Here is a 23,814-nt window from a genome sequence, read left to right as displayed (position 1 = left end):
GCTCAAAGCTAAATCCTAGTATACTTCCTGCGAAGATCCAAAGTATGCGGGTATTCATCGCCCGGCTCTTCATCCGGCGGAGCCATAGGGCGTGGAACCTGCTCATGCTCATAGAATGTCCTTAACGCGCTGAATGCGGGAGGAGGCGTCAAAACGCCCTGGGTGAAGCCATGATCCCAGAATCGATTGACGCGCCTTGCCTCAGCTTCATTGCTGTTGACCGGTAGCGTCTCATAGTGACGTCCGCCCGGGTGGCTGACGCGATAGCTGCAGCCACCTATGGAAAGACCGTTCCAGGTATCAATCAGGTCAAACACCAGGGGGGTATTCACCCCAAGAGTTGGATGCAGCGCCGATGGCGGCGCCCAGGCCCGATAGCGCACCGCCCCCACCATCTCCCCCTTCTTGCCGGTCGCTCGCAGCGGTACGCGGCGGCCGTTGCACGCCAGCACATAGCGTCCTTCAGTCAGACCGGACAGGCGCACCTGCAGGCGTTCGACGGAGGAGTCAACGTAGCGAGAGGTCCCGGACTGCGTCACTTCTTCGCCCAGTACATGCCACGGCTCGATCGCCCAGCGAAGCTCGAGCTCAATATCATCAATTTGCTGGCGACCATAGTGCGGGAAGCGGAACTCTTCAAACGGCAGCAGCCATGACAATTTAAATGGATAGCCATGCCGCTGCAGGTCATCCACCACTTCTTTTACGTCCTGCCAGACGAAATGCGGCAACATAAACTTATCGTGCAGTTGGGTGCCCCAACGGACCAGCGGCTTGTGATACGGCTGGCTCCAGAAGCGCGCCACCAGGCAACGGAGCAGCAGCTGCTGCACCAGCGACATGCGCGCGTGCGGCGGCATTTCGAAGCCGCGAAACTCCAGCAGCCCCAGACGGCCGCTACTGCTGCCTGCCGCGTACAGTTTGTCGATGCAAAATTCTGAGCGATGGGTATTACCGGTGATATCCACCAGCAGGTTGCGCATCAGCCTGTCCACCAGCCATGGGGTATCAACCAGCCCTTCCGGCATGTTCTGAAAGGCTATCTCCATTTCGTAAAGCGCTTCATCCCGTCCTTCATCCGGACGCGGAGCCTGGCTGGTTGGGCCAATAAACATTCCGGAGAATAAGTAGGAAAGACCCGGATGGTGCTGCCAGTACGTCACCAGGCTACGCAGGAGGTCGGGACGCCGCAGTAGAGGGCTGTCGGCAGGAGTGGCCCCGCCTAAGGTCACGTGGTTACCGCCCCCGGTACCGGTGTGCCGGCCATCAAGCATAAACTTCTCGGCCCCCAGTCGGGTCTGCTGCGCCTGCTCGTAGAGCGTTTCAATATTGCGGACCAGCTCGTCCCAGCGGCTGGCCGGGTGAATATTGACCTCGATAACCCCCGGATCGGGGGTTAACAGCAGCTTCTGCAAGCGAGCATCTTTTGGCGGCTCATACCCTTCAATCACCACCGGCAGCTGCAACGCGCTGGCCGTCGCTTCGACGGCATGAATCAGGGCAACATAATTCTCCAGATGGGTGACTGGCGGCAGGAACAGATGGAGCTTACCCTCGCGCGGTTCGAGACACAGCGCGGTGCGGACCACGCTTGTACTGCCGTTAACTGCCGATTTTTGTTGCTGCAACGCCTGCTGGGCAATGGTGGTGGCCGCCCCTTCCCCGATCGCAAAAACCGCCAGCGGTTCGCGAGGCTCGAAAGGATCGCGTTCGATAACGCGCTCATCTTCGGTAAGTGGCGGCAGCGAACTGAGCGGCAGACGGTAACCCATGGCGCTGTCCCCGGGGATCAGCGTAATCAGCCCACCCCGCATCGGCCAGCGGCTGCTCCGCCACCGTTGACCATCAAACTCGACGGGCAGAATGTAGCCCGTTGCGTTTTCCATACCGCGGCTGAGCAAGCTGGCCAGCCGGCGCCGTTCAAGGTCATCCTCGAGATTCGCCTTCCTCGGGTCGGCCCCTTCCGGCAGCGCGCGCTCGAGCCACAGGTAGTAGAGCGCATCTTCATACGCGGGTTGCAAATAGCCGGCGTCGACGCCTAGCTGCTGACACAGCGTCTGACCAAAGCGCTCCGCATCAGCGATGCCGTGACCGTAATCCCGATCGACGCGGGCAACGAGCGCCGGGTCGTGCCACAGCGCCTCTCCGTCGGTGCGCCAGAAGCACCCCAGCGCCCAGCGCGGAACCTCTTCTCCCGGATACCACTTACCCTGGCCATAGTGCAGCAGTCCCCCGTGACCGAACTGAGCTTGTAGCCGCAGCAGCAGGTCTTTCGCGAGACGTAATTTGTCCTTACCCAGCGCCTCAGTGTTCCACTGCGCGGAGTCCATATCGTCGATGGAGATAAACGTCGGTTCGCCCCCCATGGTCAGACGCACATCGTTGGCCTGCAGCTCAACGTCTACGGCGCGGCCCAGCGCGTTGATGTTCAGCCACTCATCTTCGCTGTAAGGCCGCGTGACGCGTGGATCTTCATGAATGCGTGTGACAATGTTGGTATAGCTGAACTCACATTCGCACGGGTCGGTTGCGCCGGTAATCGGTGCCGCAGACTGCGGGTCGGCCGTGCAGGCTAAAGGAATATGCCCTTCTCCGGCAAACAGGCCGCTGGTCGGATCCAGCCCCACCCAGCCAGCGCCGGGGAGATAGACTTCACACCAGGCGTGCAGATCGGTGAAATCCTGTTCCGGGCCTGAGGGACCGTCGAGTGCTTTCACATCGGCAGTCAACTGCACCAGATAGCCGGAGGCAAAGCGGGCTGCCAGCCCCAAATGACGCAGTATCTGCACCAGCAACCATGAGGTATCCCTGCACGAGCCTTTTTTCAACGTCAGCGTTTCCTGACAGCTCTGCACGCCGGGCTCCAGGCGAATACCATAGTCAATTTCGTTGGCCAGGCGGCTATTGAGCTGCACCAGGAAGGTCACGATGTGCACCATTTCCTCGCAATCAACGGTATCCAGCCACGCGTCCAGTTCAGGGCTCTGCTCGGTGACCTTAAGGTAAGGAGCGAGTTCTTCCTGCATCAAAGAATCATAAGCAAAGGGGAAATGCTCGGCATACTCTTCAATAAAGAAGTCAAACGGGTTGATCACGGTCATGTCCGCGATCACCTCCACCGCGAACTCAAGGCGTTTCGTTTTTTCAGGAAACACCAGCCGCGCCTGATAGTTGCCGAACGGATCCTGCTGCCAGTTAATAAAGTGGTCCCCGGGCGTCACTTTCAGGGAATAGCCATGTATATGGGTACGTGAATGAGGCGCCGGGCGCAGGCGCAAAATATGCGGCGCCACGTTGATCAAACGATCGAATTCATAAGTCGTTGTATGTTGAATCGCAACCCGGATGGTCATACGGCATCCCCCTGCAGGAAATGAAACCAGTTATCGGTAATCAGGTGATGAAGCGCAATCAGGCTGAGCTGAACCTCATTGAGGTAGAGGCTAAATTCGCGGTTCAGATCGTGAGAATTATCGACGCCCCGGGTTGCAAGCAGAAGACTGTCGATGTGATCCGAAACGGCCGACGCCCGCGGCAGCTCAGCGGCGGCCAGCTTGATTTGCTGCAGGCAATAGCGCTGCGAACGGGGAAAATGCCCATCCGTCAGGAGCAGCGTGACCACCAGCGAGCCTTTAATCGAACAGCGCATTACCCGGCGAAAGCTGAGATAGGCGCTTTGCGATTTCAGGACCTTAGACCACACCACCTGGCCTAACTTGATGCTCTCTTCCTCACGCGCCTGCATCATCAGGGAATTTGCTGCGTCAAGAATGCGCGTATTCATATCGGCGCGCTCCAGATAGCGCCCCATGTTCAGAAAATGCCAGCCGGCATCGCGGCTCATCGACCCGGTCAGCAGGCCGATAATTTTCTGGCATCCTTCAATGACGTTATTAAGATACGTATGTCGTTCGGAGCGGTTGATCCCCTGGCGGATGTTCTGTCTGGCGTACAGATCCAGTTCATTAATCAGCTCCCACATCTCTCCCGGCACCACATCGCGGCTGGTGCGGATATTTTCACGGACCATTTTTAATGACGACAGCAGCGAGTCAGGGTTGCTCTCGTCGGCCAGCATAAACTTCAGCACATTGCGTTCGTCTTTAATCTTATAGCGCTGGCCAAACAGGGCGACGCCGCTGCTAATTTCGATCAGGTTATACCAGGAAACGGCGATATCCCGTGGCAGATCGTAAAGCAGATCGTCATACACGCTGACTAATCGCGCGATATTCTCCGCGCGCTCCAGATAACGCGCGCTCCAGTAAAGGCGCGCAGCAACTCTTGATAGCATGTTCATTATCTTTTGCTCTCCACGATCCAGGTATCCTTACTCCCGCCGCCCTGGGATGAGTTAACCACTAATGAGCCTTTTTTCATCGCCACCCGCGTCAAGCCACCGGTTGTTACGTAAGTCTCTTTGCTTTGTAAAATGAAGGGGCGTAGATCGAGATGGCGCGGCTCCAGATAATCTTTCGCGATGAGCGCCGGTGCGGTAGAGAGCTTCAGCGTCGGCTGAGCAATATAGTTGCGTGGATTCGCCTGGATCAGCTCGGCAAACAGCTGCTGCTCTTTTTTGGTCGAGTGCGGCCCGACCAGCATGCCATAACCGCCGGATTCGTTAGCCGGTTTCACCACCAGCTTATCCAGATTCTGCAGAACGTATTCCCGTTCATCATCATTCTGGCAGAGGAAGGTTTCCACATTCGGCAGAATAGGCTCTTCGTCCAGATAGTAACGAATCAGTGCCGGTACGTACGCATAGACGACCTTGTCATCCGCCACCCCGGCGCCTGGAGCATTGGCCAGCGCCACGTTTCCGGCTTTCCATGCCCGCATCAGGCCAGGCACCCCGAGAACAGATTCGGGATGAAAGGCTTCCGGGTCGAGGAACATATCGTCAATGCGTCGGTAAATGACGTCCACCCGCTCCGGGCCGTAGATCGTTTTGGTGTAGACGCAGTCGTCGTCGCCAACAAACAGATCGGCTCCTTCCACAAGCTCTACCCCCATTTGCTGGGCCAGAAAGGCGTGTTCGAAGTAGGCAGAATTATAGATCCCCGGGGTCAGCACCACGATTTCCGGGCGTTCAATCTGCCGGGGCGACAGGGCCGTCAGGGTTTCCAGCAGCTGTGCCGGATAGGCGTCAATGGGTTTGATATCCTCACGTTCAAACAACTCCGGCAGAACGCGCTTGGTGATGGCTCGGTTTTCCAGCATATAGGAGACGCCGGAGGGAACCCGCAGGTTATCTTCCAGCACGTAGAACTGCCCGGTTTCATCGCGGACTAAATCGGTCCCGCAAATATGCGCCCAGACGCCATAAGGTGGCGACATTCCGACACACTCAGGGCGAAAATTTTTCGACTCCTTAATAATATATTCGGGAATGATGCCATCTTTGATGCAATGTTGTTCATTGTACAGGTCATTGATAAAGCGGTTCAGAGCGGTAAGGCGCTGCTTCAGGCCGGTTTCGGCTATCGTCCAGTCCTGAGCATCAATGGTGCGGGGAATAATATCGAATGGCCAGATCCTGTCGATATTTCCTTTGTCGGTATACACCGTAAAGCTAATTCCCATTTCCTGTATTGTCGCCTCTGCCGTCAGGCGACGTTTTTCAAGTTCATCCGGCGCAAGCGAATCCAGACACTGAATCAAACTCTGTGCTGAACGGCGGGGATTGCCCTCATGGTCGATCAGTTCGTCGAAATAGACGTCGGCTTTGTAGTTTTTTATGAGTTTATGCATCAGCATTGTATCCTTATCAAACCGCCGATCGGGGCAGTATATGCTTTACTTTCACAGAACTAAGCCTTTTGCCTTTCGTTTCTCAAAACAAAGGAGGTACTATTTTTTTGCAGCACAAATCATTCCCGGCATAATAAATGCCGTTATCTCTGCATGATTTTTTGGCTTGATCAATGCGGGTTAAATTACGTACAGGACACCCCCCCTGGAAATCATCGTCAACGTGAACTTTAAATCGGCTGCGCGTTAAATAATAACCGCATTGAAAGCCTTTTCCGGCCTGCCATATCGGCACTGATAATGCAAGCTGCATATTATTGCTGCTGCCCCGGAGTTTACCTGTGTATCGCTTTCATTTTTTACGCTGACGTATAAATATAAGCACAAAACATGCCATTAATTTATTTATTAAGTATCAACAGGATATCCGGGGGAGCCATAGAGCACCACAATGGGGCACGGATCATCATGATGCATGGAAGATACTGAAAAGCACCAAAATGAGACATTGTCTTTCTTTTATCTGACGGAGCCTGAGATAAACCTTGCACCATGACGCAGGTTACTTTCGGTGCAAGCCAGTCACTGCCTGATTACTTATTACCGGCTTTCACGTCAATCCGCAGATTATTTTTTTCGCTCGCGGGAGGGGATTATTTTCATCCGGTTAAATTATCCACTGGCGGATGGTTTTCGCTATATTTAATTACGCAGATGACTGTTTCTTTGTTGTTGCCGAATTTACCGCACCGTTGCAGGGGCGTGAGTTTACTCAAAGCAGGCCCTTATTCAGGGCCCCCTTTTATGTATGCGTAATACGCGGAGGGTAATTTTTTCGCATTCAATGTTGAAATGAAAATCATTCTCATGTAAATTTTCATGTCTAAATGTTTCCTGGTTTACCCTCCTCTGGCGGTTAGAGCGACATGTCATCTCCTGGTTTTAGTTCAGCTGAAAATATTGTGCTGCTGTTCTCCGAGCATAACAACTGGCTGCAAAAGTTGCTCAGACGACGCCTTGGGAATGCCAGCGATGCCGCCGATCTCGCGCAGGACGTCTTCCTCCGCCTGCTGATAAAACCGCGAAACTTTGACACTCTTGCCGGCGCGCGCGCCTACCTTGGTTCGATGGCTCAGGGCATGTGTATTGACCTGTGGCGCAGAAAAGAAATCGAGCGCGTCTGGCTGGAAACACTGGCGGCTCAACCGCTGGCCACCGCGGTATCAGCAGAACACTGCGCGATCGTCCTGGAAACGCTTTTTCAGGTGGATGCCATGCTGCAGGCGCTGCCGGAGAAAGTCCGCGCAGCGTTTTTGATGTCGCAGATCGGCGGGCTGACGTACGCAAAAATTGCCGCTGAGCTCGCCGTCTCCGAGCGCATGGTGAAGAAATATATGGCTCAGGCCATGCTTCACTGCCTGAGTCTTGAAGTCGAGTATCTCGATGCACTCCCCCCCGCCGCGGTCAGATACGATGAGCCATAAACCCGGCTTCGCCGCGCTGCAGCAGGCGGCAAACTGGTATGCCGAAGTCGAGGACCTCGCGTCACCGCAGACCTATCCCGCCGCGTTACAGCGCTGGCTTGACGAGAGTCAGGAGAATCAGCTGGCGTGGCGGTACGTGCTGAACATCAGCCAGCGCTTTTCGCCGCTGCGGGAAAGTGATGAGCGACAAACGGCGGCACTGACCGCGTTGACCCAGAGAACGCACGCCGCCGGACGGCGCCAGGTGCTAAAAATGGCGGCCTGGATTTCCGTCGGCACCCTGCTTGCCTGGGGCAGCTGGCGTCATACGCCGCTGCGCAATCAGGTACTGGCATGGCACGCCGATTATCACAGCCCCCACGGCGAAATAAGGTCGTTTACGCTGGCTGATGGCTCGCGGATCTGGCTTGACACCGATAGCGCGCTGAACGTTGATTACTCCCCGACGCAGCGCGCGCTGCGGCTGCTGAACGGCCGGGTGATGATCGAAACCGCCGCCGATCCGCATCGCCCGCTGACCATCGTCACCGCGCAGGGCAAAATGCGCGCCCTCGGCACGCGTTTCAGCGTGCAGGCGCTCGGCGATACCACCGTGCTGCAGGTGTATCAGGGGGCGGTGGAAGTCTCTCCGGCGGCCATCAGCGACGCGTCGATCGTGCAGGCCGGTCAGGCGATGACCTTCCGCCAGGATGCCTTTGGCCCGATCTCGCCGCTGCGTAATGCGCAGCCTGCCTGGCCCCGCGGGTTGCTACAGGCCGATAATCTCCCCCTCGGTGAATTTATCGAACGGCTGTCGGCCTATCGCCGCGGCTATCTGGGATGCGATCCGGCCGTGTCAGCGCTGACCGTCACCGGTACGTTCCCGCTGCATGATACCGATATGGCGCTGGACATGCTCACCAACGCGCTGCCCGTGCAGCTCAACCGCCGCTTCTCATGGTGGCTGACGGTCGCCCCGCGCGATAAATAACAAATAAATTCGCCTCATCGGTTCCCCTTTACGTGCCCTCATCCGATTAACCCTATGCAGCACTTTTACTTTTGGGAATTATCAGGGGAATCTATGTCATCATCACCACGCACCAGCCCGCCGCGGATTTTCCGTCGTACGGCGACGGCCGCCCTCCTGCGCATGATGTTTTGTGCGCCGCTACTGACCTTTGCCGCTGCGCAGGCCGCCGAAGCGGCGACGGATAAGCACGACTACGCGATCCCGGCCGCCCCGCTGGCGACTCAGCTGAATCAGTTTGCCGCGCAGTCGGGCATTTATCTGGCGAGCGATGCGCGGCTGACGGCCGGTAAATCCTCTCCGGCGCTCAACGGCACCTACACCCTTGCCGAAGGCTTCTCCCGGCTGTTGACCGATCGCGGGCTGCTGGCAGAACGTCAGCCCAACGGCAGCTACACCCTGAAAGCGATCCCTGAAGGGGACGAAATGGTGGTGGTCGGTGATATTAACTACGGTGCGATGACTGAAGACACCGGCTCTTACACCACCCGCAGCATGTCGGCGGCGACTCGTCTGAATCTCTCGCCGCGGGAGACGCCGCAGTCGGTCAGCGTAGTTACCCGCCAGCAGATGAACGATCGGAATATGACCTCGCTGGACGACGCGATGCGTCAGGTCACGGGCGTGAACGTCATCAACGAAAGCTCCTACCAGACTCGTTACCAGTCGCGCGGCTTCACGATGGATAACCTTCAGGAAGACGGTATCAGCTCCTCGTTTCAAAACAGCCTCGCCGGAATGGGGTATGCCGAAGCCTCCACCGAATCGCCGGATCTGGCCATTTACGACCATCTGGAAGTCCTGCGCGGCGCGTCAGGCCTGACCCAGGGCAGCGGCGAACCGGGGGGAACGGTGAATATGGTGCGCAAACGTCCGACCTACGATTTTCGCTCTTCCGTCAGCGCCAGCGCCGGCAGCTGGGATAACTACCGCGGCGAAATGGACGTCTCCGGGCCGCTGAATGACGATGCCTCGCTGCGCGGCCGCGCGGTTGGCGTACTGCAAAAGAGAGACAGCTTTACCGATTACGTGCACAGCGATCGCCAGGTGCTGTTCGGTACCCTCGCCTATGATTTGACGTCGCAGACCACGCTGACAACCGGTATCTCCTGGCAGAAAACCGATACGGTGCCCAATCTTTACGGCGTGCCGATGTCCACCAACTACTCCAGCCTGGGTCTGCCCCGCTCGACCTTCCTGGGGGCCAGCTGGAATAACATCACCTTCGAGAAAACTAACGCCTACGCCGAGCTCGAACACTATTTTGATAACGAATGGGTCGCCAAAAGCTCGCTGAACTACACGACCGCCAGCGCCGAGGGCAAATTCATCGGCGTTTACGGTAACGGCACTCAGGGCGTGGATGATTCAGGCAGCGCGAAGCTCAACAACTACCTGCAACGACACAACCGCAGCAGCCAGTACGGCGTGAACATCAGCCTGAGCGGGCCGTTCGAGCTGCTGGATCGCGACCACCAGCTGGTATTCGGCGGTGATTATCAGAAGGAGAACTTCAATAACTTATTTGGTTCGCTGAGCAATACCAGCGCGGTGAATATCTATAGCTGGGACCCTGAAAGCCTCTCCGAACCCGACTGGGATTACACCCGCCGCTATCAGTACAACGTCTATCAGCGCGGCCTGTACGCCACGACACGGCTGAGCCTGACCGACGACTGGAAGCTGATCCTCGGAAGCCGTTACAGCAGCTTTACCTACGACTCCTATTTCACCAACCTGACAACCGGCGCGATGACCGCGCACAGCAACTACAAGGTGAAAGGTAAAATCATCCCCTACGGCGGCCTGCTGTGGGATTTCGCCAAAGACTACACCTGGTATCTGAGCTACGCCGAAATCTACAAACCGCAAAGCCTGCAGGATGCCAGCGGCAACTTCCTGCCGCCGGTCACCGGCAGCAACTACGAAACCGGCGTCAAAGGGGAGTTCTTCAACGGCGGGCTGAACGCCTCCGTCGCCCTGTTCCGTATTATTCAGGCGAATAACGCCATGAGCGGGGTGGACTGCGATGACTGCTACGTTGCCGACGGCAAGGTGCAGAGCCAGGGCATTGAAATGGAGATATCCGGGCAGCTTGCGCAGGGCTGGCAGGTCTACGCCGGATACACGCTTAATAACAGCAAATATCTCGAAGCCGCCGCCACGCAGAAAGGCACCAACTACAGCAAACACACGCCGCAGCACCTTTTCCGCTTGTACAGCAGCTATCGCCTGCCGGGAGAGTGGGATAAATGGTCCGTCGGCGCAGGGCTGACGGCGCAGACGGATACCACCACCAACTACGATGTGTCCCAGGGCGGATACACCCTTTTCAACGCCAATATTGGCTATCAGTACAGTAAACAAATAAGCCTGAGCCTGAACGGTAACAACCTGACGGATAAAGAGTACTACCTCGGCGTTTCCAACCGCCACCGCGGGGGCAACAATTTCTACGGCGATCCGCGTAACGTCATGTTCAACGTGAAATGGGCTTATTAAGCGCAAAGGATAATGGGCAGCCGTCCGCGAGGGCGGCTGTCACGCTTTTTACACACTCTGTGCGACCTTTTTTATGCAAAGTTTGAAACGGTTTTACCAGCTGATAGCCCCCTGTTGGCTGCACCCTCGCGAATGGTTTTCATGGCTTTTATTGCTGACGCTGACCGCCCTCACGCTGGGCGTGGTATGGATAAGCGTTCAGTACAACAACTGGAGCCGGGAATTTTACGATGCCCTCAGCGATTACTTTCAGCAGGCGTCGATCGGCATGCTGGCGCTCGCTTATGCCGGATATACCGCGCTGTTTGTGACGTTTATTATCAGCTCGAACTGGCTGAAAAAATTACTGATCATTCGCGGCCGACAGAAGATGACCATGAGATTTCACCATCTGTGGCTGCGACGACATAATCACTACCGTCTGAGCCTCCATGCTGAACCCGATAATCCCGATCAGCGTATTGCCGAGGATATTCGGCTGCTGGTTGAGCAGAGCCTTGGGCTATTTTTGTCGCTGCTAAAAAACATCACGGGGCTTTTGTCGTTCATTGTTATTCTGTGGCGGCTCTCGGGCACGCTCAGCCTCACCGTCGCCGGACACAGCGTCACGCTGCACGGCTATCTGGTATGGGTGGCGCTGGGGTATGCGGTTATTAGCAGCCTGCTGGCCCACTGGATAGGCCGCCCGCTGCATCAGCTGAATATAGAGCGGCAAAAAAGCGAGGCGGACTACCGTGCCAGCCTGCTGCGCATCCGCGAAAACAGCGAGCAGATTGCCTTCTACGGCGGCGAACGTGCCGAACTGCGCCGCGTACACCGTCATTTTTCGGCGATTGCGCAGAACTGGCAGCGGCTGATGTCGTGCGAGTTTCGCCTGGATACGTTCACCACCTCCTATTTTCGTCTGAGCCTGATGATCCCGATTTTTGCCGTCCTGCCGCTGTATATCGCAAAACAGATCTCGCTTGGCGGCGTCATGCAGGCGCGCGCCGCTTTCGGCTACGTCCTTGACGCCTTCGGCTGGTTTATCGACTCCTACCGTCAGATAGTGGCCTGGTCAGCGACGGTAGAGAGGCTATGGCAGTTTGAGCAAGGCTTAATCGCGCTGCCGGCGCAATCGCGCTTTTCCCGCCAGCCCGGAACGTTACGCTGTTTTCATCTGGTCGCCCGTCATGCTGATGGTACGCCCCTGTTTAACCCGATAAATCTCGACTTACGGCGCGGGGAGGCGGTGGCGATTACCGGCGCCAGCGGGTGTGGGAAAACGACCTTCTTAAGGGTACTCTGCGGGCTGTGGCCATACCGCAGCGGGGTCTATAGCCACCCGACAGGCAAAAGCCTGTTCGTGCCGCAAAAACCGTATCTTCCCGACGATCTCCTGAGCCACGTGTTGACGTATCCGGGCTTAGCTAAAGTCAGCAATCAACGGCTGGAGAGCTGCCTGAAGAGGGTTGGGCTACACCATTTATGCCGGCAGCTGAATGAGCGCCAGTCATGGCGCGGTATCCTTTCCGGCGGCGAGCAGCAGCGTCTTTCGTTTGCCCGCATCCTGGTGAATCAGCCCGATTTTATTTGCCTTGATGAATCAACCAGCCACCTGGACGAGGGAACGGCCGTAGCGCTGATAGGCGCTATCCGCCGCGAACTCCCGCAGAGCATCATCATGGTCGTCAGCCACCAAAAAGCGGTTGTAGACTCAGTGAGCACAAAATATCTCATTGAAAAACATGGCTAAAATAATTATCTTGCGCGTTAACATCGCGGGTAGATACAACGGGCTGCCCTCATCTCCAGCCGTTAACCCGCGCGTCCAGAAGATTCCGGGAGTCAGCCGCTGAGGGCTATCCCTCATTGCGGCCTGTGGGCGGTTTACCTAAGCTAAAGCTGTAATGTAAATCGCCCATAAGGAGATCATTATGACCGGCTTACCATCCGACGATCGTCATCCCACCCCCGATGCCGCTGAAGAGAACGCGTTTTTTCCGTCACCTTACTCTCTGAGTCAATACACCTCGCCAAAGACCGATTTTGACGGCGCCCACTATCCCGCACCCTATAAGGGCGGCAAGTGGAAGGTGCTGATGATTGCGTCTCAGGAACGCTATCTGCTGATGCAAAACGGGAAGTTTTTTTCTACCGGCAACCACCCCGTGGAGACGCTGCTGCCCATGCACCACCTGGATCTCGCCGGGTTTGCAATCGACGTTGCGACGCCGTCCGGGGATCCGGTAAAGCTCGAAATGTGGGCCTTCCCCGGCGAGGATGAGGCGGTCAAGGGCACCTATGAGAAGTATCGCCGTCAGCTCAAGCAGCCCAAAAAACTGTCCGAGGTGGTGAAGGATCTGGATGCGGGCAACTATATCGGCATCTTTATCCCGGGCGGTCACGGGGTGCTTAACGACATTCCCTTCAGCGAGGACGTCAAAAAAGCGCTGCTCTGGGCCCATAACCACGACCGCTACGTCATTTCGCTGTGTCACGGGCCGGCCGGACTGCTGGCGGCAGGCCTCGGCGAGGACAAGGAGAACTTCTTATACCGCGGTTACGAAATCTGCGTTTTCCCGGACTCGCTTGATACCGGCGCGAATATCGATATCGGCTATATTCCCGGCCCAATGCCCTGGCTGGTCGGTGAACGCCTTAGCGAGCTGGGGGTTAAGATCCTCAATAGCGATATCACGGGTCAAGTCCACAAAGACCGACGCCTGTTGACCGGCGACAGCCCGCTGGCCTCCAACCATCTCGGCAAGCTGGCCGCAGAAACGCTGCTTGCCGACGTCGCGGCGCGATGAACGACGCCAATGCTGAAAAGGCTGAGTCGCCCTGCCGCGGTGAATCGGAAATCTGACAACGAGAACAACGATGCCATTACCTGAATATATGAACGAGGTTGAAATAACCGCTCCCGGCGGACCTGACGTGCTCCGGCTTCGCAAAGCGCCCCTGCCGATGCCCGGCCCCGATGAGGTGCTGGTGCAGGTTGCCGCCGCGGGCGTAAACCGTCCGGATGTGATACAGCGGCAGGGAAAGTACCCTATGCCCGACGGCGTCACTCCGGTACCCGGCCTTGAAGTTGCCGGGAACGTTGTGGCGCTAGGTGACAACGTCACTGATATAGCTATCGGGGACAAGGTGTGCGGCCTGACCAACGGCGGCGGCTACGCGGAATACTGCCTGCTACCCGCGACGCAGTGCCTGCCGGTCCCGACGAGCGTGAGCATGGTCGAGGCTGCCGCGATAGCGGAAACGTTCTTTACCGTGTGGGCCAATCTGTTTCAAATGGCTAAGGCCAAACGCGGCGATCGGGTTCTCATCCACGGCGGCACCAGCGGCATCGGCACCACCGCGCTGATGCTGTGCGCAGCCTTCGGTATTGAGTGCTTTGCCACCGCAGGCTCGGAGGATAAATGCGCCGCCGTTGTCTCCCTCGGGGGGCAGCCCATCAACTATCGTACCGATGATTTTGCCGCCGTCATCCTCAGCCAGACGCAGGGGCGCGGTGTCGATATTATTCTCGACATCATGGGCGCGTCGTACTTCAGGTCGAATCTGACCGCGCTGGCGCGCGACGGCCGCCTGGTGGTGATCGGCTTCCTCGGCGGCGCCATCGCAGACGGCGTCGACCTGCAGGCCATGGCGCTGAAGCGCGCGACCATTACCGGTTCGACCATGCGGGCAAGAACCGCCCAGGAGAAGGCGCGCATCGCCGCTGAGCTCCGCGCGCAGGTCTGGCCGCTGCTGGCGTCGGGCCAGTGTCGGCCCATCATTGATCAGGTTTTCCGGCTCGAGGATGCCCCGCTGGCGCACGCTATGATGGAGCGCGGGGATCACATAGGCAAAATTGTGCTCCAGGTGACAGGCTAAGCGTGCGGCCAGGCAGCAAACGGGGCGACCTGGCGCCCCTTTTCTTCGGCGACGGCGGCCAGCACGCGCTCCACGGTATCGATCGTCGCCTGAGTCTGCGGATCGATTCAATATTCACCTGCTCACCGACCTTTTTCGCCCCCAGCGTGGTGCGCTGCCGCGTCTTCAGGATCAGGCGCACGCAGAAACGGACCCGCTCGCCAATATCACCCGCACCATCACCCGCACCTTCCAATCGCCCTTGAGTACCGATTTTAGCGTCTTGTCCTCGGCGGAATTTTTCCGTACTTTTAGGCCTGCGTTTTTCCCTGCGTTTATGCCCGCCTCGTCAGGGCCGCTAAACTCAACTTAATCTGCAGCCTGAATACGGAGCCCCCGATGGTCACCACACACGTTTTTATTGCGGTCAGCCTTGATGGCTACATCGCCCGGCAGGATGGCGATATCGGCTGGCTGCTGCAGCGCGACGATCCGACGGAAGATCACGGCTATATGGCGTTCATCGCGGACAAAGACTGGATCGTGATGGGCCGGGGAACCTATGAGAAGGTGCTGGCCTTCGACGAATGGCCTTATGACCGACCCGTGCTGGTGCTCTCCCGCCGGCTGGCCGATACCCCCGTGCCCGAGGTGCTGAAGGGTAAAGTGCAGTTCTCCCGCCGCGCGCCGAAGGAGGTGCTGGACGACCTGGCGGCGCACAACGCACGCCGCGTCTATATCGACGGCGGGCAGCTGATCCAGTCGTTCCTGCGCGAAGGGCTGGTCTCCGACATCATTATCACGACCGTTCCCGTCCTGCTCGGTTCGGGCAAGCCGCTGTTCGGATCCCTGCCCCAGGATATCGATTTGACGCTGTTATCAAGCCGCAGCTTCCCTTCGGGTCTGGTGCAGTCGCACTATCGGCTGACGCCACAAGCCGCATAGACACGCGGGGCGGCCGCCCTGCGGCTAGCGATACCGTTCTGCTTCCACCGCCTCGCGAACTTTAACCAGTGCGGGCCGCAAACTCTCCGTCGAGACCGATCCCAGCGCCAGCCGGATGGCCTGGGGGACGGTTTGCGCGGTGCAGAAAGGCGCCGCCGTCGAAACGGAAATATTATCGTCCATCAGCGCTTTGACCACCCGATCCGCCCTCGCCTCATCCGGCAGCGGCAGCCAGGCAAAATAGGAGTCCGGATGGCTCACGCAGGGAAGATCGCCCAGCGTCTCCCTTAACACCGCCTGCCGCCGGCGCGCATCGGCTCTTTTTTGCGTTTCAAAGCGCCTGACGGTGCCGTCCTGGATCCAGCCGCAGACCAGGGCCGTCAGCACGGAAGGGGTATTCCAGGTCGTAGCGCGAATCGCTCTCTCCAGCGCGGAGCGATAGCCTTCGGGGCAGATAACCACCCCGATCCGCAGGCCGGTCGCCACGTTTTTTGAAAATCCGCTGATATAGACGGTGCGCTCTGGCGCATAGCACGCCAGCGGCGGCGGCGGCCGTCGCACCAGGTAGGCATAGGCGGTATCTTCGACGATCAGCAGATCGTGGGCGCGGGCGATCCCGGCCAGCGCCTTGCGCTGGGCGCGGCTAAGTACCCAGCCCAGCGGATTGTGCAGCGTCGGCATGACGTAGACCGCCCGGACGCGTCTTTTTTGACAGATCTGCCTGAGGGCCGCTAAATCCGGGCCATCGGCGAGGGACGGGATGGCGATAAGCTCAAGATGGTAGAGCTCCGCCAGCGCTTTGAACCCCGAATAGGTCAGCGCGTCCACGGCGACGACGTCGCCGGGCCTCAGCAGCCCCATCACCGTGACGGTGAGCCCGTGCTGGGCGCCGTTGACGATCAGCAGGTTGTCCGCCGTCGGCCGAAATCCGTACCGGCAAAAGTGCCCGGCCATAATCTCGCGTTCACCGAGCCTGCCGGCGTGGGGCTGATAGCGCAGATGCGACTCGATGTCGCCGGCCGCCGAAAGCTGCCGCAGCGCGTCGCGGAGGATCTCTCCCTGCCCCGGCAGCGCCGGATAGTTAAAATTCAGGTCGAGCACGTCCGTCGCCACCCTCTGCTGATCGACGCCGTGGCCCGGTGGCAGCGACCGCTCTCTGACAAAGGTGCCGCGACCGGTTTCGCCGCTCACCAGCCCCATCGCCTCCAGCTCGCTGTAGACCCGGGTCGCGGTCGCCAAAGAGATATGCTCCCGTGCGGAGAGATGCCGGTGCGTCGGCAGGCGGGTTCCCGGCGACATCTCGCCGTTGCGAATCGCCTCCGCGAATTGATCAACAATGCCTTTGTAGCGGGCTTTCATCAAATGTATCCATGACAATAATTTGATTGTATTAGATGAGCGAGGCTACCATCCGCTGACCCCATGCTCAAGCCCGTAAACGAGAACAAACAGATGAGGTTACAGTGGTAAATTCAGCGGTACATAAAGCCGACCCCAGCGCCGTTTCCGGCTGGCTCAACGGCCTGCTCGGCGTGATTATTTTCAGCGGCTCTTTGCCCGCCACGCGCGTGGCGGTGCTGGAGATGGCCCCTTTCTTTCTGACCTTTCTGCGCGCGTCTATTGCCGGAGTCGTGGCCTGCGCGCTGATGTTGTGCTTTCGCCAGCGACGGCCCCACGTCTCGCAGCTCGTCGCGCTGGTCGTCGTATCCCTGGGGGTGGTGGTGGGTTTTCCGCTGCTGACCGCCCTCGCCCTGCGGCACGTCACCGCCGCACACTCCATCGTGTTTCTCGGCCTTTTGCCGCTGACCACGGCTATTTTCGGCGTTCTGCGCGGCGGTGAACGGCCCAAAAAAGCCTTCTGGATCTTTTCGGTCATCGGCAGCCTGCTGGTTGCGGGCTTCGCGCTCGCGCAAAGCGCCTCGGCGTCGCTGACCGGCGATCTGCTGATGCTGGCCGCCGTCGTTGTCTGCGGTCTGGGCTACGCCGAGGGCGCAAAGCTGACCCGCGCCATCGGCGGCTGGCAGACGATCGGCTGGGCGCTGATTATCGCCCTGCCTTTCATGCTCATCGGCACCGCTATAACCCTGCCGGCAACCCTCAGCGGCATTAGCGCCCCGGCCTGGGCGGCGTTAGGGTACGTATCGCTTTTCAGTATGCTGATCGGCTTTATTTTTTGGTACAAAGGGCTGGCTATCGGCGGGATTGCCGCCGTCGGCCAGCTCCAGCTGCTGCAGCCGTTCTTTGGCCTGGCGCTGTCGGCGGCCCTGCTGCATGAAACGGTCAGTCCGGTAATGGTTTTCGTCACCTTAGGCGTTATTCTGTGCGTTAGCGGATCGCGAAAGTTTGCCCGATAAAACGCTGCGGTCGCCTGGGCTACTCCCATTTTTTAAAAAGGAATCAACGATGTTTACAGGCCTGAGCGCATTCCCTCTCACCCCGCTGGCGGGGGCGGAGATCGACGAGAAGTCGTTTGTGTCACTGATTGAAAACCTTGTCGATGCCGGCGTGGATTCCATAGGCGCGCTGGGTTCGACCGGCAGCTACGCCTATTTGACCCGGGAGCAGCGGCTCAGAGTCACCCGCCTCGCCGTCGGCGCCGCGTCCGGTATTCCGGTGATGACCAGCATCAGCAGCATCAGCGCGGATGAGGTCATGAGGCTGGCGGAGGATGCGCAAAACGCCGGCGTTAGCGGCGTGCTGCTGGCGCCGCTGTCGTATCAGAAACTGAGCGCCGACGAGGCGTTTCGCCTGTATGACCGCGTCACCGCCGGGCTATCGGTCCCGCTGTGCGTCTACGACAATCCGGCAACCACCGGGTTTCACTTTTCCGATGACCTGCTGGTCGCCCTGTCGAACCTCAACCGCGTCGGTTCGATAAAACTTGGCGACCTTCCGGCAGAGTGGAGCGCCGCCTCGCAGCGCATCGCGGTCCTGAAGAGGCGGATCGCCGGACAGGTCACGCTCGGCATCAGCGGCGACGCCCGCGCCGCGGCGGGCCTGATTGCCGGCTGCGGCGTCTGGTACTCCGTACTCGGCGGACTTTTCCCCCGCTACGCTCTGCAGCTGACCCGGGCGGCGCTGCGCGGAGATGAAGACGAGGCGCTGAGGCTTAGCGCAGACCTTGCGCCGCTGTGGTCCTTCTATCACCGCCACGGAAGCCTGCGCGCGATCGCCACCGTCGCCGAGATCCTTGGCACGGCGCCGGCACCGTGCCTGCCGTTCCCCCTGCAGACGCTGAGCGGTCAGGAACGGCGCGCCCTGGAGCAGGTCCTCGGCCAGCTGCCGCGGCTGGATTGACCCGCAGCGGCAGGGCTACTTTTTCAGGCGCCAGGCGAGCACGATGCCGATAGCGGTGGTCATCATGATGCCGGCAAGCAGGAAGGTGAACCGCATGGCGCCGCCGATGGCCGACGCCGGAGCGTGAACGAGGTCCTGCGTGCCGGCGGCAAACGAAAAAACGTTTCCCATTACCGCCGCGCCGGCGATCAGCCCCATATTCCGCGCAAGGCTGAGCAGTCCTGAGACCGTGCCCTGCTGGCCCGGCATCGCGTCGAGCAGCGCGGCGGTATTGTTGGCGGCCTGAAAAAGCTGGTAGCCGGGGGTCAGAACCATAACCGACAGCACGTAGCCGATAATGCCCGTCCGGTTCGGCAGCTCTGCCAGCATAAAGGCCCCTGCCGTCAGCACGATCAGTCCCACGTAGAGCGTGCGGCGGGTTCCCCAGCCGTCAACCAGGCGGCCGGCCGGCACGCCGCAAAAGATAGAGACCACCGGGCCGATGGCCATCACGAAGCCCACTTCCGCGGTGCTCAGATTAAGCGCGATGCCGAGATAGAACGGCCCCACCACCAGGGTAGCCATCATCACCGCGGCCACCAAAAGATTGACCAGCAGCCAGGGCGCCAGACGCCCGATCGGCACCGGACGCTGGCTTGTTCGCGCCTCGGCGCGCGCGCGGCGATCGGCCGGCAGGACGATAAACACCAGCAGCAGCGCCAGGCAGGCGATCGGCAGCTGAACCCAGAAAATGCTGCGCCATCCCGCCCAGGCTATCAGCAGCCCGCCGATGGAGGGACCGAGCGCCGTGCCCAGCGCCGAGGTGGTTCCCAGCAGCCCCATCGCCCGGCCGATGCGATCCTTCCCGGCGGCCTGTCTCATAAGGGCCATGCTCAGCGTCATCAGGAAAGCGGCTCCCGCCCCCTGCAGCGCCCGGGCCGCGGTTAAAAACCGCAGGCTGGCGGCCAGGCTACAGAGCAGTGAGGCCGCGATAAACAGGCCGAGGCCGAGCATCAGCATGCTCTTCAGCCCCCATCTGTCGCCGAGGCGACCGGCAACCAGTACCGAGATCGTCAGCGCCGCCAGATAGACGGTCACCACCGCCTGCACCTGCGGGAAAGGGGCGTAAAAAGCCGCGGCCAGCGTGGGCAGCGCAATGTTGGCGATGCTGGTGCCCAGCGAGGCCAGCAGCATACAGAGCGCGAGCGCCGTCGTTATTGCCGCCTGTTTGTGTGTTGGGATCGGTAATTCCACCTGTGCCATAGCCTTGCCCTCTTGCCGGAAATTCGGTTCAGGAGCATGCTACGACTTCAAGTCGAATTGAGGTCAAGCATGAAATTTCTGGATATCGGTGAAGTTTCGGCCCTGAGCGGGATCAGGCCCTCGGCGCTGCGCTACTACGAAGAGATCGGCCTGATCGCGTCGATTTCACGGCACGGGCTGCGCAGGCAGTTTCCGCACGACGTGCTTTTGCATCTGAAGCTCATCACCATGGGCAAAGCGGCGGGCTTTTCGCTCGATGAGATCGCAAGCATGTTCGGCAAACAGGGATCTCCCGACCTTCCGCGCGCCGGGCTGCACCAGCAGGCCGACCGCATCGACCGCCAGATCCAGCAGCTCACCGCCCTGCGCGATACGCTTCGCCACGTCGCCGACTGCCCGGCGCCTTCGCATATGGAGTGCCCGACCTTCAGGCGTCTTGTTGAGCTGGCGGGGAAAAGCGGCGCCAGGGCGGCAAAGAAAAAAGCGCCGAGCGGCCGATCGCTGAAGCGCCCCGCCTGACGGCGAAACGAAAAAAGCGCCCGCAGGCGCTTTTATTTTTACTCTCCGCTCGGGACCGGCTTTACCCGGACGCCGACCAGGACAATGACCATCGCGCTGAGCAGCAGCAGACCGCTGCCGGTGAAGACGCCGCTGGCGCCGGTGATGTCGAACACCGCCCCGCCGCCGGCCGCCCCGGCGCTGATGGCCAGCTGGATGGAGGCAACCAGCAGCCCCCCGGCGCTTTCGGCCTCATCCGGCACCGTGGTGGCAAGCCAGGTTGACCAGCCCACCGGCACCAGGCCAAAGGCAAAGCCCCACATGGCTACCATCAGACCGTCAAGCAGCGCCAGATGGCCGAAGGTCACCATCATCAGCGCCAGAATGCTCATCGCCAACGGTACCAGCGCCAGCGTCATGCGCAGGCTGCGGGCCAGTAAATACCCGGCAATCGAGGTTCCGACAAAGTTCGCCAGCCCAAAGCCCAGCAGGATCAGGGAAACCCCCTCCACGCTCGCCTGGGCGACGGTTTCCAGAAACGGCCGCAGATAGGTAAAGAAGGCGAAATGGCCGCTGAAAATCAAAATGGTTGCCAGCATGCCGCCCAGCATCCCCGGCCGGCGCAGAACCTTAAACAGCGTCGCAAAGCTGCCCGCGCTTTCCGGACGCATGGAGGGCAGAACCCACAGCTGCCAGAACAGGGCCACCAGGCTCGGCAGCGCGCAGATGATAAACACGTTGCGCCAGCCGATCATCCCGCCTAAATAGCTGCCCAGCGGCGCGGCCACGACGGTCGCTACCGATACGGCGGAGAAGATGATGGCCAGCGCTTTGGGCACAAACGCGGCGGGCACGAGGCGCATAGCGGTCGCGGTGGACATTGACCAGAACCCACCGATGGCAATCCCCAGCAGCAGGCGGCCGAGGAGCAAAAACTCCAGAGAAGGCGCAAAGGCAACCATCATGCTGGAGATGATTTGCAGCAGCGAAAAAAACATCAGCACCCAGCGGCGATCGATATTTTTGGTCGCCGGGGTAATGAGTAGCCCGGTAACCAGCGCCACCAGTGCCGTCGCGGTCACCGCCTGCCCCGCCATCCCTTCACTTACGCCCAGGCTTGTCGCCATCGGCGTTAACAGACTGGCGGGAAGAAACTCTGCAACAATCAGGCCGAAAACGCCCAGCGCCAGCGCATAAACGGCCCGCCATGCGGGTTTGGCGTTTAGCTGGCTCTCATCGGCTACAATGCAGGAACTCATATACATCTCTCCAGAACAGTTAACAATCCGACACAGCTTAGAAACTTCTCTTCGGACGATCTATGATGCATACTCTGCCATTATTGATTATTCGTCCGGGAATAGCGTTATGACCCATCAGGCCATCGATCTCACCAGCGAGCTGCTGCGCGGCATGCGCCTTTCAGGCGTCAACTACCGGCGCATTGAGTCCGGCCGCCCGTTCGGGGTGGCGTTCAGCTATGTGCCAGGCAAGGCGCAGTTTCACTTCATCAGCCGCGGCCCGGTTGTGCTGCGCATGGCCAGCGGGCAGCAGTTGGCTCTGGAGAGCGGCGACGCGCTGTTTATCCCCAACGGCGACGGCCACGCGCTGATGTCCGACGCCGGGGCGCAGATCGTCAACGTACAGCAGCTGCCTACCGAGCCGGTGTGCAGTACGGTGTGCTGCATTAAAAACGAGGGCCCGCAGCCGGCGCAGGACAACGCCATTATTTTCAGCGGCTGTATGGACTTTGAGCTCGGCGGCATGCAGCCGCTGGTCAAGGCGATGCCGGAGGTGATGATGGTCAGCAGCCTGCTGAACACCCGGCCTGAGATCCAGCCTCTTCTGGCGGCGATGGAGCGAGAAACCCTCACCCGCCAGGCGGGCTATGCGGGGATCCTCGCGCGGCTGGCGGACGTGGTGGCGGCGCTGATCGTTCGCGGCTGGGTGGAGTGCGGCTGCGGCAACGCCACCGGCTGGGTGCAGGTGCTGCGCGACCCGAAGCTGGCGAGAGCTATCTACGTGATGCACCAGCAGCCCGGGGTGAACTGGAAGGTTGAGGACCTGGCCCGCGAGGCCGGAACTTCGCGTTCGGTATTTGCCGAGCGCTTTCTGGCGGCGACCGGCACGACGCCCGCGCGCTATCTGACCGAATTACGCATGCGGCTGGCGGTTCAGTACATCTCCCATGAAGGCCAGGCCCTGGAAAAGGTGGCCTTTAAGCTGGGCTACAGCTCCCATGCCGCATTTAGCCGCGCGTTTAAGCGTATTACCGGCCAGGCGCCCGGCGCCCTGCGCGCTATTTCATCCGGGGAAGAGATATAGGCAGAATATCCGCCCCCGTTTTTTGGCAGTGCGGCTGAATTATATTTGCTCAATTCGCCGGTTAATATCACTATGGGGCATGCTGCGCCCCGGCTAAGCAGGATAATTAACAGGAAGTGAGCAGAAAAAACAGCCGCCGTCGATCGCGGAAAACGGGAAGCCGCAGGCCGCGGCAGAATAAGGTCCACATCGTGCATCCGGCGGTGCTTTTTATTAAGCGTCCGGAGTTTATCGGTAAGCTGGCGTGTGGCGCTTTGTTCTTCGGTATTTTTATTTACAACTTATACGATACCGTCGGCTGGCCGCTTATTGCGCTCGGCTGGGTCTCTATTTTGCTGTATCCCTTTGCGAAAAAAGGGGCTGACGATACGCTGCTCCGCCTGACCTCAGCGCGCGTGTTTGAGGTTATTGATGGCCACCGAATTGGCGCGCTATATCTTTTTATCGTCATGCCGCTGACGCTGCCTTTAGCCGCCGGCTATTTTATTTATCACACCGTGAAGTGGCGGCAGATGCGCAGGCAGGCAGACGTCGTCTATCAGCAGGAATAACCATGAACTTTGATGAGAAAAAAAGCCGCGCCTTCGCGCTCATGGCGGAGCGAAATATGAGGCGGAGTGAGTACGTTCCCCCGCTATACCGCCTGTTATGGAAAGCCGGCTGGAAGGTCCCGCCGCCGGTATTCAACCCGTTCTGGAGCAACTTCCTGCTTTCCGCGGCGGGCTTTAGCCTGCTCATTATCCCGATTATGCTGCTCCTGAACTGGCGCAGCGTACCCGATGAGTGGCCGGAAATTCTGCGTAATTGCCTGCAGATGGGGCTGATTTATGGCCTGCTGGATGCTGGCCACCATTTCATTCGCCGCAAAGCGAACAGACTGCCGGGCTGGAATAAGCTGGTCTGAGATCGCGCCGTTCC

At 59.3% G+C, this 23,814-nt stretch carries 20 protein-coding genes and 1 pseudogene; 13 read left to right on the top strand and 8 right to left on the bottom strand.

The window, feature by feature from the left end; genetic code table 11:
* Positions 1–8: 8 nt before the first annotated feature.
* From EDF75_RS13295 to EDF75_RS13280, 4 genes are all read right to left on the bottom strand, one after another.
* Positions 9–3,353, bottom strand: a complete 3,345-nt coding sequence (locus tag EDF75_RS13295) for a transglutaminase family protein (protein WP_133599736.1) — start codon at positions 3,351–3,353, stop codon at positions 9–11.
* The gene (locus tag EDF75_RS13290) at positions 3,350–4,294 is read right to left on the bottom strand and encodes an alpha-E domain-containing protein (RefSeq protein ID WP_133599735.1); all 945 of its coding nucleotides are present in this window, start codon (positions 4,292–4,294) and stop codon (positions 3,350–3,352) included. The genes EDF75_RS13295 and EDF75_RS13290 overlap by 4 nt, the downstream gene beginning before the upstream one ends.
* 5 nt (positions 4,295–4,299) lie before the next feature.
* Complete coding sequence (locus EDF75_RS13285) at positions 4,300–5,751, bottom strand: circularly permuted type 2 ATP-grasp protein (protein ID WP_133599734.1); 1,452 nt, start codon at positions 5,749–5,751, stop codon at positions 4,300–4,302.
* An 82-nt stretch (positions 5,752–5,833) separates the two neighbouring features.
* The gene (locus tag EDF75_RS13280; RefSeq protein WP_133599733.1) at positions 5,834–6,064 is read right to left on the bottom strand and encodes a hypothetical protein; all 231 of its coding nucleotides are present in this window, start codon (positions 6,062–6,064) and stop codon (positions 5,834–5,836) included.
* Between the two features lie 613 nt (positions 6,065–6,677).
* Here EDF75_RS13280 and EDF75_RS13275 point away from each other — a divergent pair.
* The 6 genes from EDF75_RS13275 (at position 6,678) to EDF75_RS13250 (ending at position 14,610) form a co-directional block, all read left to right on the top strand.
* Complete coding sequence (locus tag EDF75_RS13275; RefSeq protein WP_133599732.1) at positions 6,678–7,235, top strand: sigma-70 family RNA polymerase sigma factor; 558 nt, start codon at positions 6,678–6,680, stop codon at positions 7,233–7,235.
* On the top strand, positions 7,225–8,205 hold the full coding sequence (locus EDF75_RS13270; RefSeq protein WP_133599731.1) for a FecR domain-containing protein: 981 nt from the start codon (positions 7,225–7,227) through the stop codon (positions 8,203–8,205). The genes EDF75_RS13275 and EDF75_RS13270 overlap by 11 nt, the downstream gene beginning before the upstream one ends.
* Positions 8,206–8,298: 93 nt before the next feature.
* Positions 8,299–10,746, top strand: coding sequence for a TonB-dependent siderophore receptor (locus tag EDF75_RS13265; RefSeq protein ID WP_133599730.1), 2,448 nt, complete (start codon positions 8,299–8,301; stop codon positions 10,744–10,746).
* Between the two features lie 73 nt (positions 10,747–10,819).
* Positions 10,820–12,481: an ABC transporter ATP-binding protein/permease gene (locus EDF75_RS13260; protein WP_133599729.1), complete on the top strand. Its 1,662-nt coding sequence runs from the start codon at positions 10,820–10,822 to the stop codon at positions 12,479–12,481.
* Between the two features lie 181 nt (positions 12,482–12,662).
* Complete coding sequence (gene hchA, locus EDF75_RS13255) at positions 12,663–13,538, top strand: glyoxalase III HchA (protein WP_133599728.1); 876 nt, start codon at positions 12,663–12,665, stop codon at positions 13,536–13,538.
* An 88-nt stretch (positions 13,539–13,626) separates the two neighbouring features.
* Positions 13,627–14,610, top strand: a complete 984-nt coding sequence (locus tag EDF75_RS13250) for an NAD(P)H-quinone oxidoreductase (RefSeq protein ID WP_208113318.1) — start codon at positions 13,627–13,629, stop codon at positions 14,608–14,610.
* Here the strand turns inward: EDF75_RS13250 and EDF75_RS13245 are convergent.
* Positions 14,607–14,800 (bottom strand): annotated as a pseudogene (locus EDF75_RS13245) (riboflavin synthase); the annotation flags it as partial. The gene EDF75_RS13250 and the pseudogene EDF75_RS13245 sit on opposite strands and share 4 nt — an antisense overlap.
* A 188-nt stretch (positions 14,801–14,988) precedes the next feature.
* On the opposite strand from EDF75_RS13245, the gene EDF75_RS13240 reads away from it, so the two are divergent.
* Positions 14,989–15,534, top strand: coding sequence for a dihydrofolate reductase family protein (locus tag EDF75_RS13240; RefSeq protein WP_133599726.1), 546 nt, complete (start codon positions 14,989–14,991; stop codon positions 15,532–15,534).
* 24 nt (positions 15,535–15,558) lie between these two features.
* On the opposite strand, the gene EDF75_RS13235 is transcribed toward EDF75_RS13240, so the two are convergent.
* Complete coding sequence (locus EDF75_RS13235) at positions 15,559–16,893, bottom strand: aminotransferase-like domain-containing protein (RefSeq protein WP_133599725.1); 1,335 nt, start codon at positions 16,891–16,893, stop codon at positions 15,559–15,561.
* Positions 16,894–16,997: 104 nt separating this feature from the next.
* Here EDF75_RS13235 and EDF75_RS13230 point away from each other — a divergent pair, with 104 nt between their 5' ends.
* Positions 16,998–17,888 (top strand): DMT family transporter, encoded by an 891-nt coding sequence (locus EDF75_RS13230; protein WP_133599724.1) that lies wholly within the window; start codon positions 16,998–17,000, stop codon positions 17,886–17,888.
* Between the two features lie 49 nt (positions 17,889–17,937).
* The gene (locus tag EDF75_RS13225) at positions 17,938–18,831 is read left to right on the top strand and encodes a dihydrodipicolinate synthase family protein (protein WP_133599723.1); all 894 of its coding nucleotides are present in this window, start codon (positions 17,938–17,940) and stop codon (positions 18,829–18,831) included.
* 15 nt (positions 18,832–18,846) lie between these two features.
* Here EDF75_RS13225 and EDF75_RS13220 read toward each other — a convergent pair whose 3' ends face one another.
* Positions 18,847–20,073 carry an MFS transporter gene (locus tag EDF75_RS13220; protein ID WP_133599722.1) on the bottom strand — a complete coding sequence of 409 codons (1,227 nt, stop codon included), beginning with the start codon at positions 20,071–20,073 and terminating at the stop codon, positions 18,847–18,849.
* A gap of 69 nt (positions 20,074–20,142) precedes the next feature.
* Here EDF75_RS13220 and EDF75_RS13215 point away from each other — a divergent pair, with 69 nt between their 5' ends.
* Positions 20,143–20,592 (top strand): helix-turn-helix domain-containing protein, encoded by a 450-nt coding sequence (locus EDF75_RS13215; RefSeq protein WP_133599721.1) that lies wholly within the window; start codon positions 20,143–20,145, stop codon positions 20,590–20,592.
* Positions 20,593–20,630: 38 nt separating this feature from the next.
* Here EDF75_RS13215 and EDF75_RS13210 read toward each other — a convergent pair whose 3' ends face one another.
* The gene (locus tag EDF75_RS13210) at positions 20,631–21,830 is read right to left on the bottom strand and encodes an MFS transporter (protein WP_133599720.1); all 1,200 of its coding nucleotides are present in this window, start codon (positions 21,828–21,830) and stop codon (positions 20,631–20,633) included.
* A 109-nt stretch (positions 21,831–21,939) separates the two neighbouring features.
* Between EDF75_RS13210 and EDF75_RS13205 the strand changes: the two genes are divergently transcribed.
* The 3 genes from EDF75_RS13205 (at position 21,940) to EDF75_RS13195 (ending at position 23,800) form a co-directional block, all read left to right on the top strand.
* The gene (locus EDF75_RS13205; protein WP_133599719.1) at positions 21,940–22,896 is read left to right on the top strand and encodes an AraC family transcriptional regulator; all 957 of its coding nucleotides are present in this window, start codon (positions 21,940–21,942) and stop codon (positions 22,894–22,896) included.
* A gap of 116 nt (positions 22,897–23,012) precedes the next feature.
* The gene (locus EDF75_RS13200) at positions 23,013–23,447 is read left to right on the top strand and encodes a hypothetical protein (RefSeq protein WP_133599718.1); all 435 of its coding nucleotides are present in this window, start codon (positions 23,013–23,015) and stop codon (positions 23,445–23,447) included.
* A 2-nt stretch (positions 23,448–23,449) separates the two neighbouring features.
* Positions 23,450–23,800, top strand: coding sequence for a DUF6404 family protein (locus EDF75_RS13195; RefSeq protein WP_133599717.1), 351 nt, complete (start codon positions 23,450–23,452; stop codon positions 23,798–23,800).
* Positions 23,801–23,814: the final 14 nt, after the last annotated feature.

The organism is Klebsiella sp. BIGb0149 (genome assembly GCF_004362605.1).
Taxonomy (GTDB): Bacteria; Pseudomonadota; Gammaproteobacteria; order Enterobacterales; family Enterobacteriaceae; genus Klebsiella; species Klebsiella terrigena.
The sequence above is the reverse complement of the archived record's forward strand: the minus strand, read 5'-3'. Positions and strand labels throughout refer to the sequence as shown.

Bases quoted from the DNA above. Each gene is read 5' to 3' on its own strand.
- EDF75_RS13295 (WP_133599736.1), bottom strand. From the start codon at position 3,353: ATGACCATCCGGGTTGCGATTCAACATACAACGACTTATGAATTCGAT.
- EDF75_RS13290 (WP_133599735.1), bottom strand. From the start codon at position 4,294: ATGCTATCAAGAGTTGCTGCGCGCCTTTACTGGAGCGCGCGTTATCTG.
- EDF75_RS13285 (WP_133599734.1), bottom strand. From the start codon at position 5,751: ATGCATAAACTCATAAAAAACTACAAAGCCGACGTCTATTTCGACGAA.
- EDF75_RS13280 (WP_133599733.1), bottom strand. From the start codon at position 6,064: ATGCAGCTTGCATTATCAGTGCCGATATGGCAGGCCGGAAAAGGCTTT.
- EDF75_RS13275 (WP_133599732.1), top strand. From the start codon at position 6,678: ATGTCATCTCCTGGTTTTAGTTCAGCTGAAAATATTGTGCTGCTGTTC.
- EDF75_RS13270 (WP_133599731.1), top strand. From the start codon at position 7,225: ATGAGCCATAAACCCGGCTTCGCCGCGCTGCAGCAGGCGGCAAACTGG.
- EDF75_RS13265 (WP_133599730.1), top strand. From the start codon at position 8,299: ATGTCATCATCACCACGCACCAGCCCGCCGCGGATTTTCCGTCGTACG.
- EDF75_RS13260 (WP_133599729.1), top strand. From the start codon at position 10,820: ATGCAAAGTTTGAAACGGTTTTACCAGCTGATAGCCCCCTGTTGGCTG.
- hchA (WP_133599728.1), top strand. From the start codon at position 12,663: ATGACCGGCTTACCATCCGACGATCGTCATCCCACCCCCGATGCCGCT.
- EDF75_RS13250 (WP_208113318.1), top strand. From the start codon at position 13,627: ATGAACGAGGTTGAAATAACCGCTCCCGGCGGACCTGACGTGCTCCGG.
- EDF75_RS13240 (WP_133599726.1), top strand. From the start codon at position 14,989: ATGGTCACCACACACGTTTTTATTGCGGTCAGCCTTGATGGCTACATC.
- EDF75_RS13235 (WP_133599725.1), bottom strand. From the start codon at position 16,893: ATGAAAGCCCGCTACAAAGGCATTGTTGATCAATTCGCGGAGGCGATT.
- EDF75_RS13225 (WP_133599723.1), top strand. From the start codon at position 17,938: ATGTTTACAGGCCTGAGCGCATTCCCTCTCACCCCGCTGGCGGGGGCG.
- EDF75_RS13220 (WP_133599722.1), bottom strand. From the start codon at position 20,073: ATGGCACAGGTGGAATTACCGATCCCAACACACAAACAGGCGGCAATA.
- EDF75_RS13215 (WP_133599721.1), top strand. From the start codon at position 20,143: ATGAAATTTCTGGATATCGGTGAAGTTTCGGCCCTGAGCGGGATCAGG.
- EDF75_RS13210 (WP_133599720.1), bottom strand. From the start codon at position 21,830: ATGAGTTCCTGCATTGTAGCCGATGAGAGCCAGCTAAACGCCAAACCC.
- EDF75_RS13205 (WP_133599719.1), top strand. From the start codon at position 21,940: ATGACCCATCAGGCCATCGATCTCACCAGCGAGCTGCTGCGCGGCATG.
- EDF75_RS13195 (WP_133599717.1), top strand. From the start codon at position 23,450: ATGAACTTTGATGAGAAAAAAAGCCGCGCCTTCGCGCTCATGGCGGAG.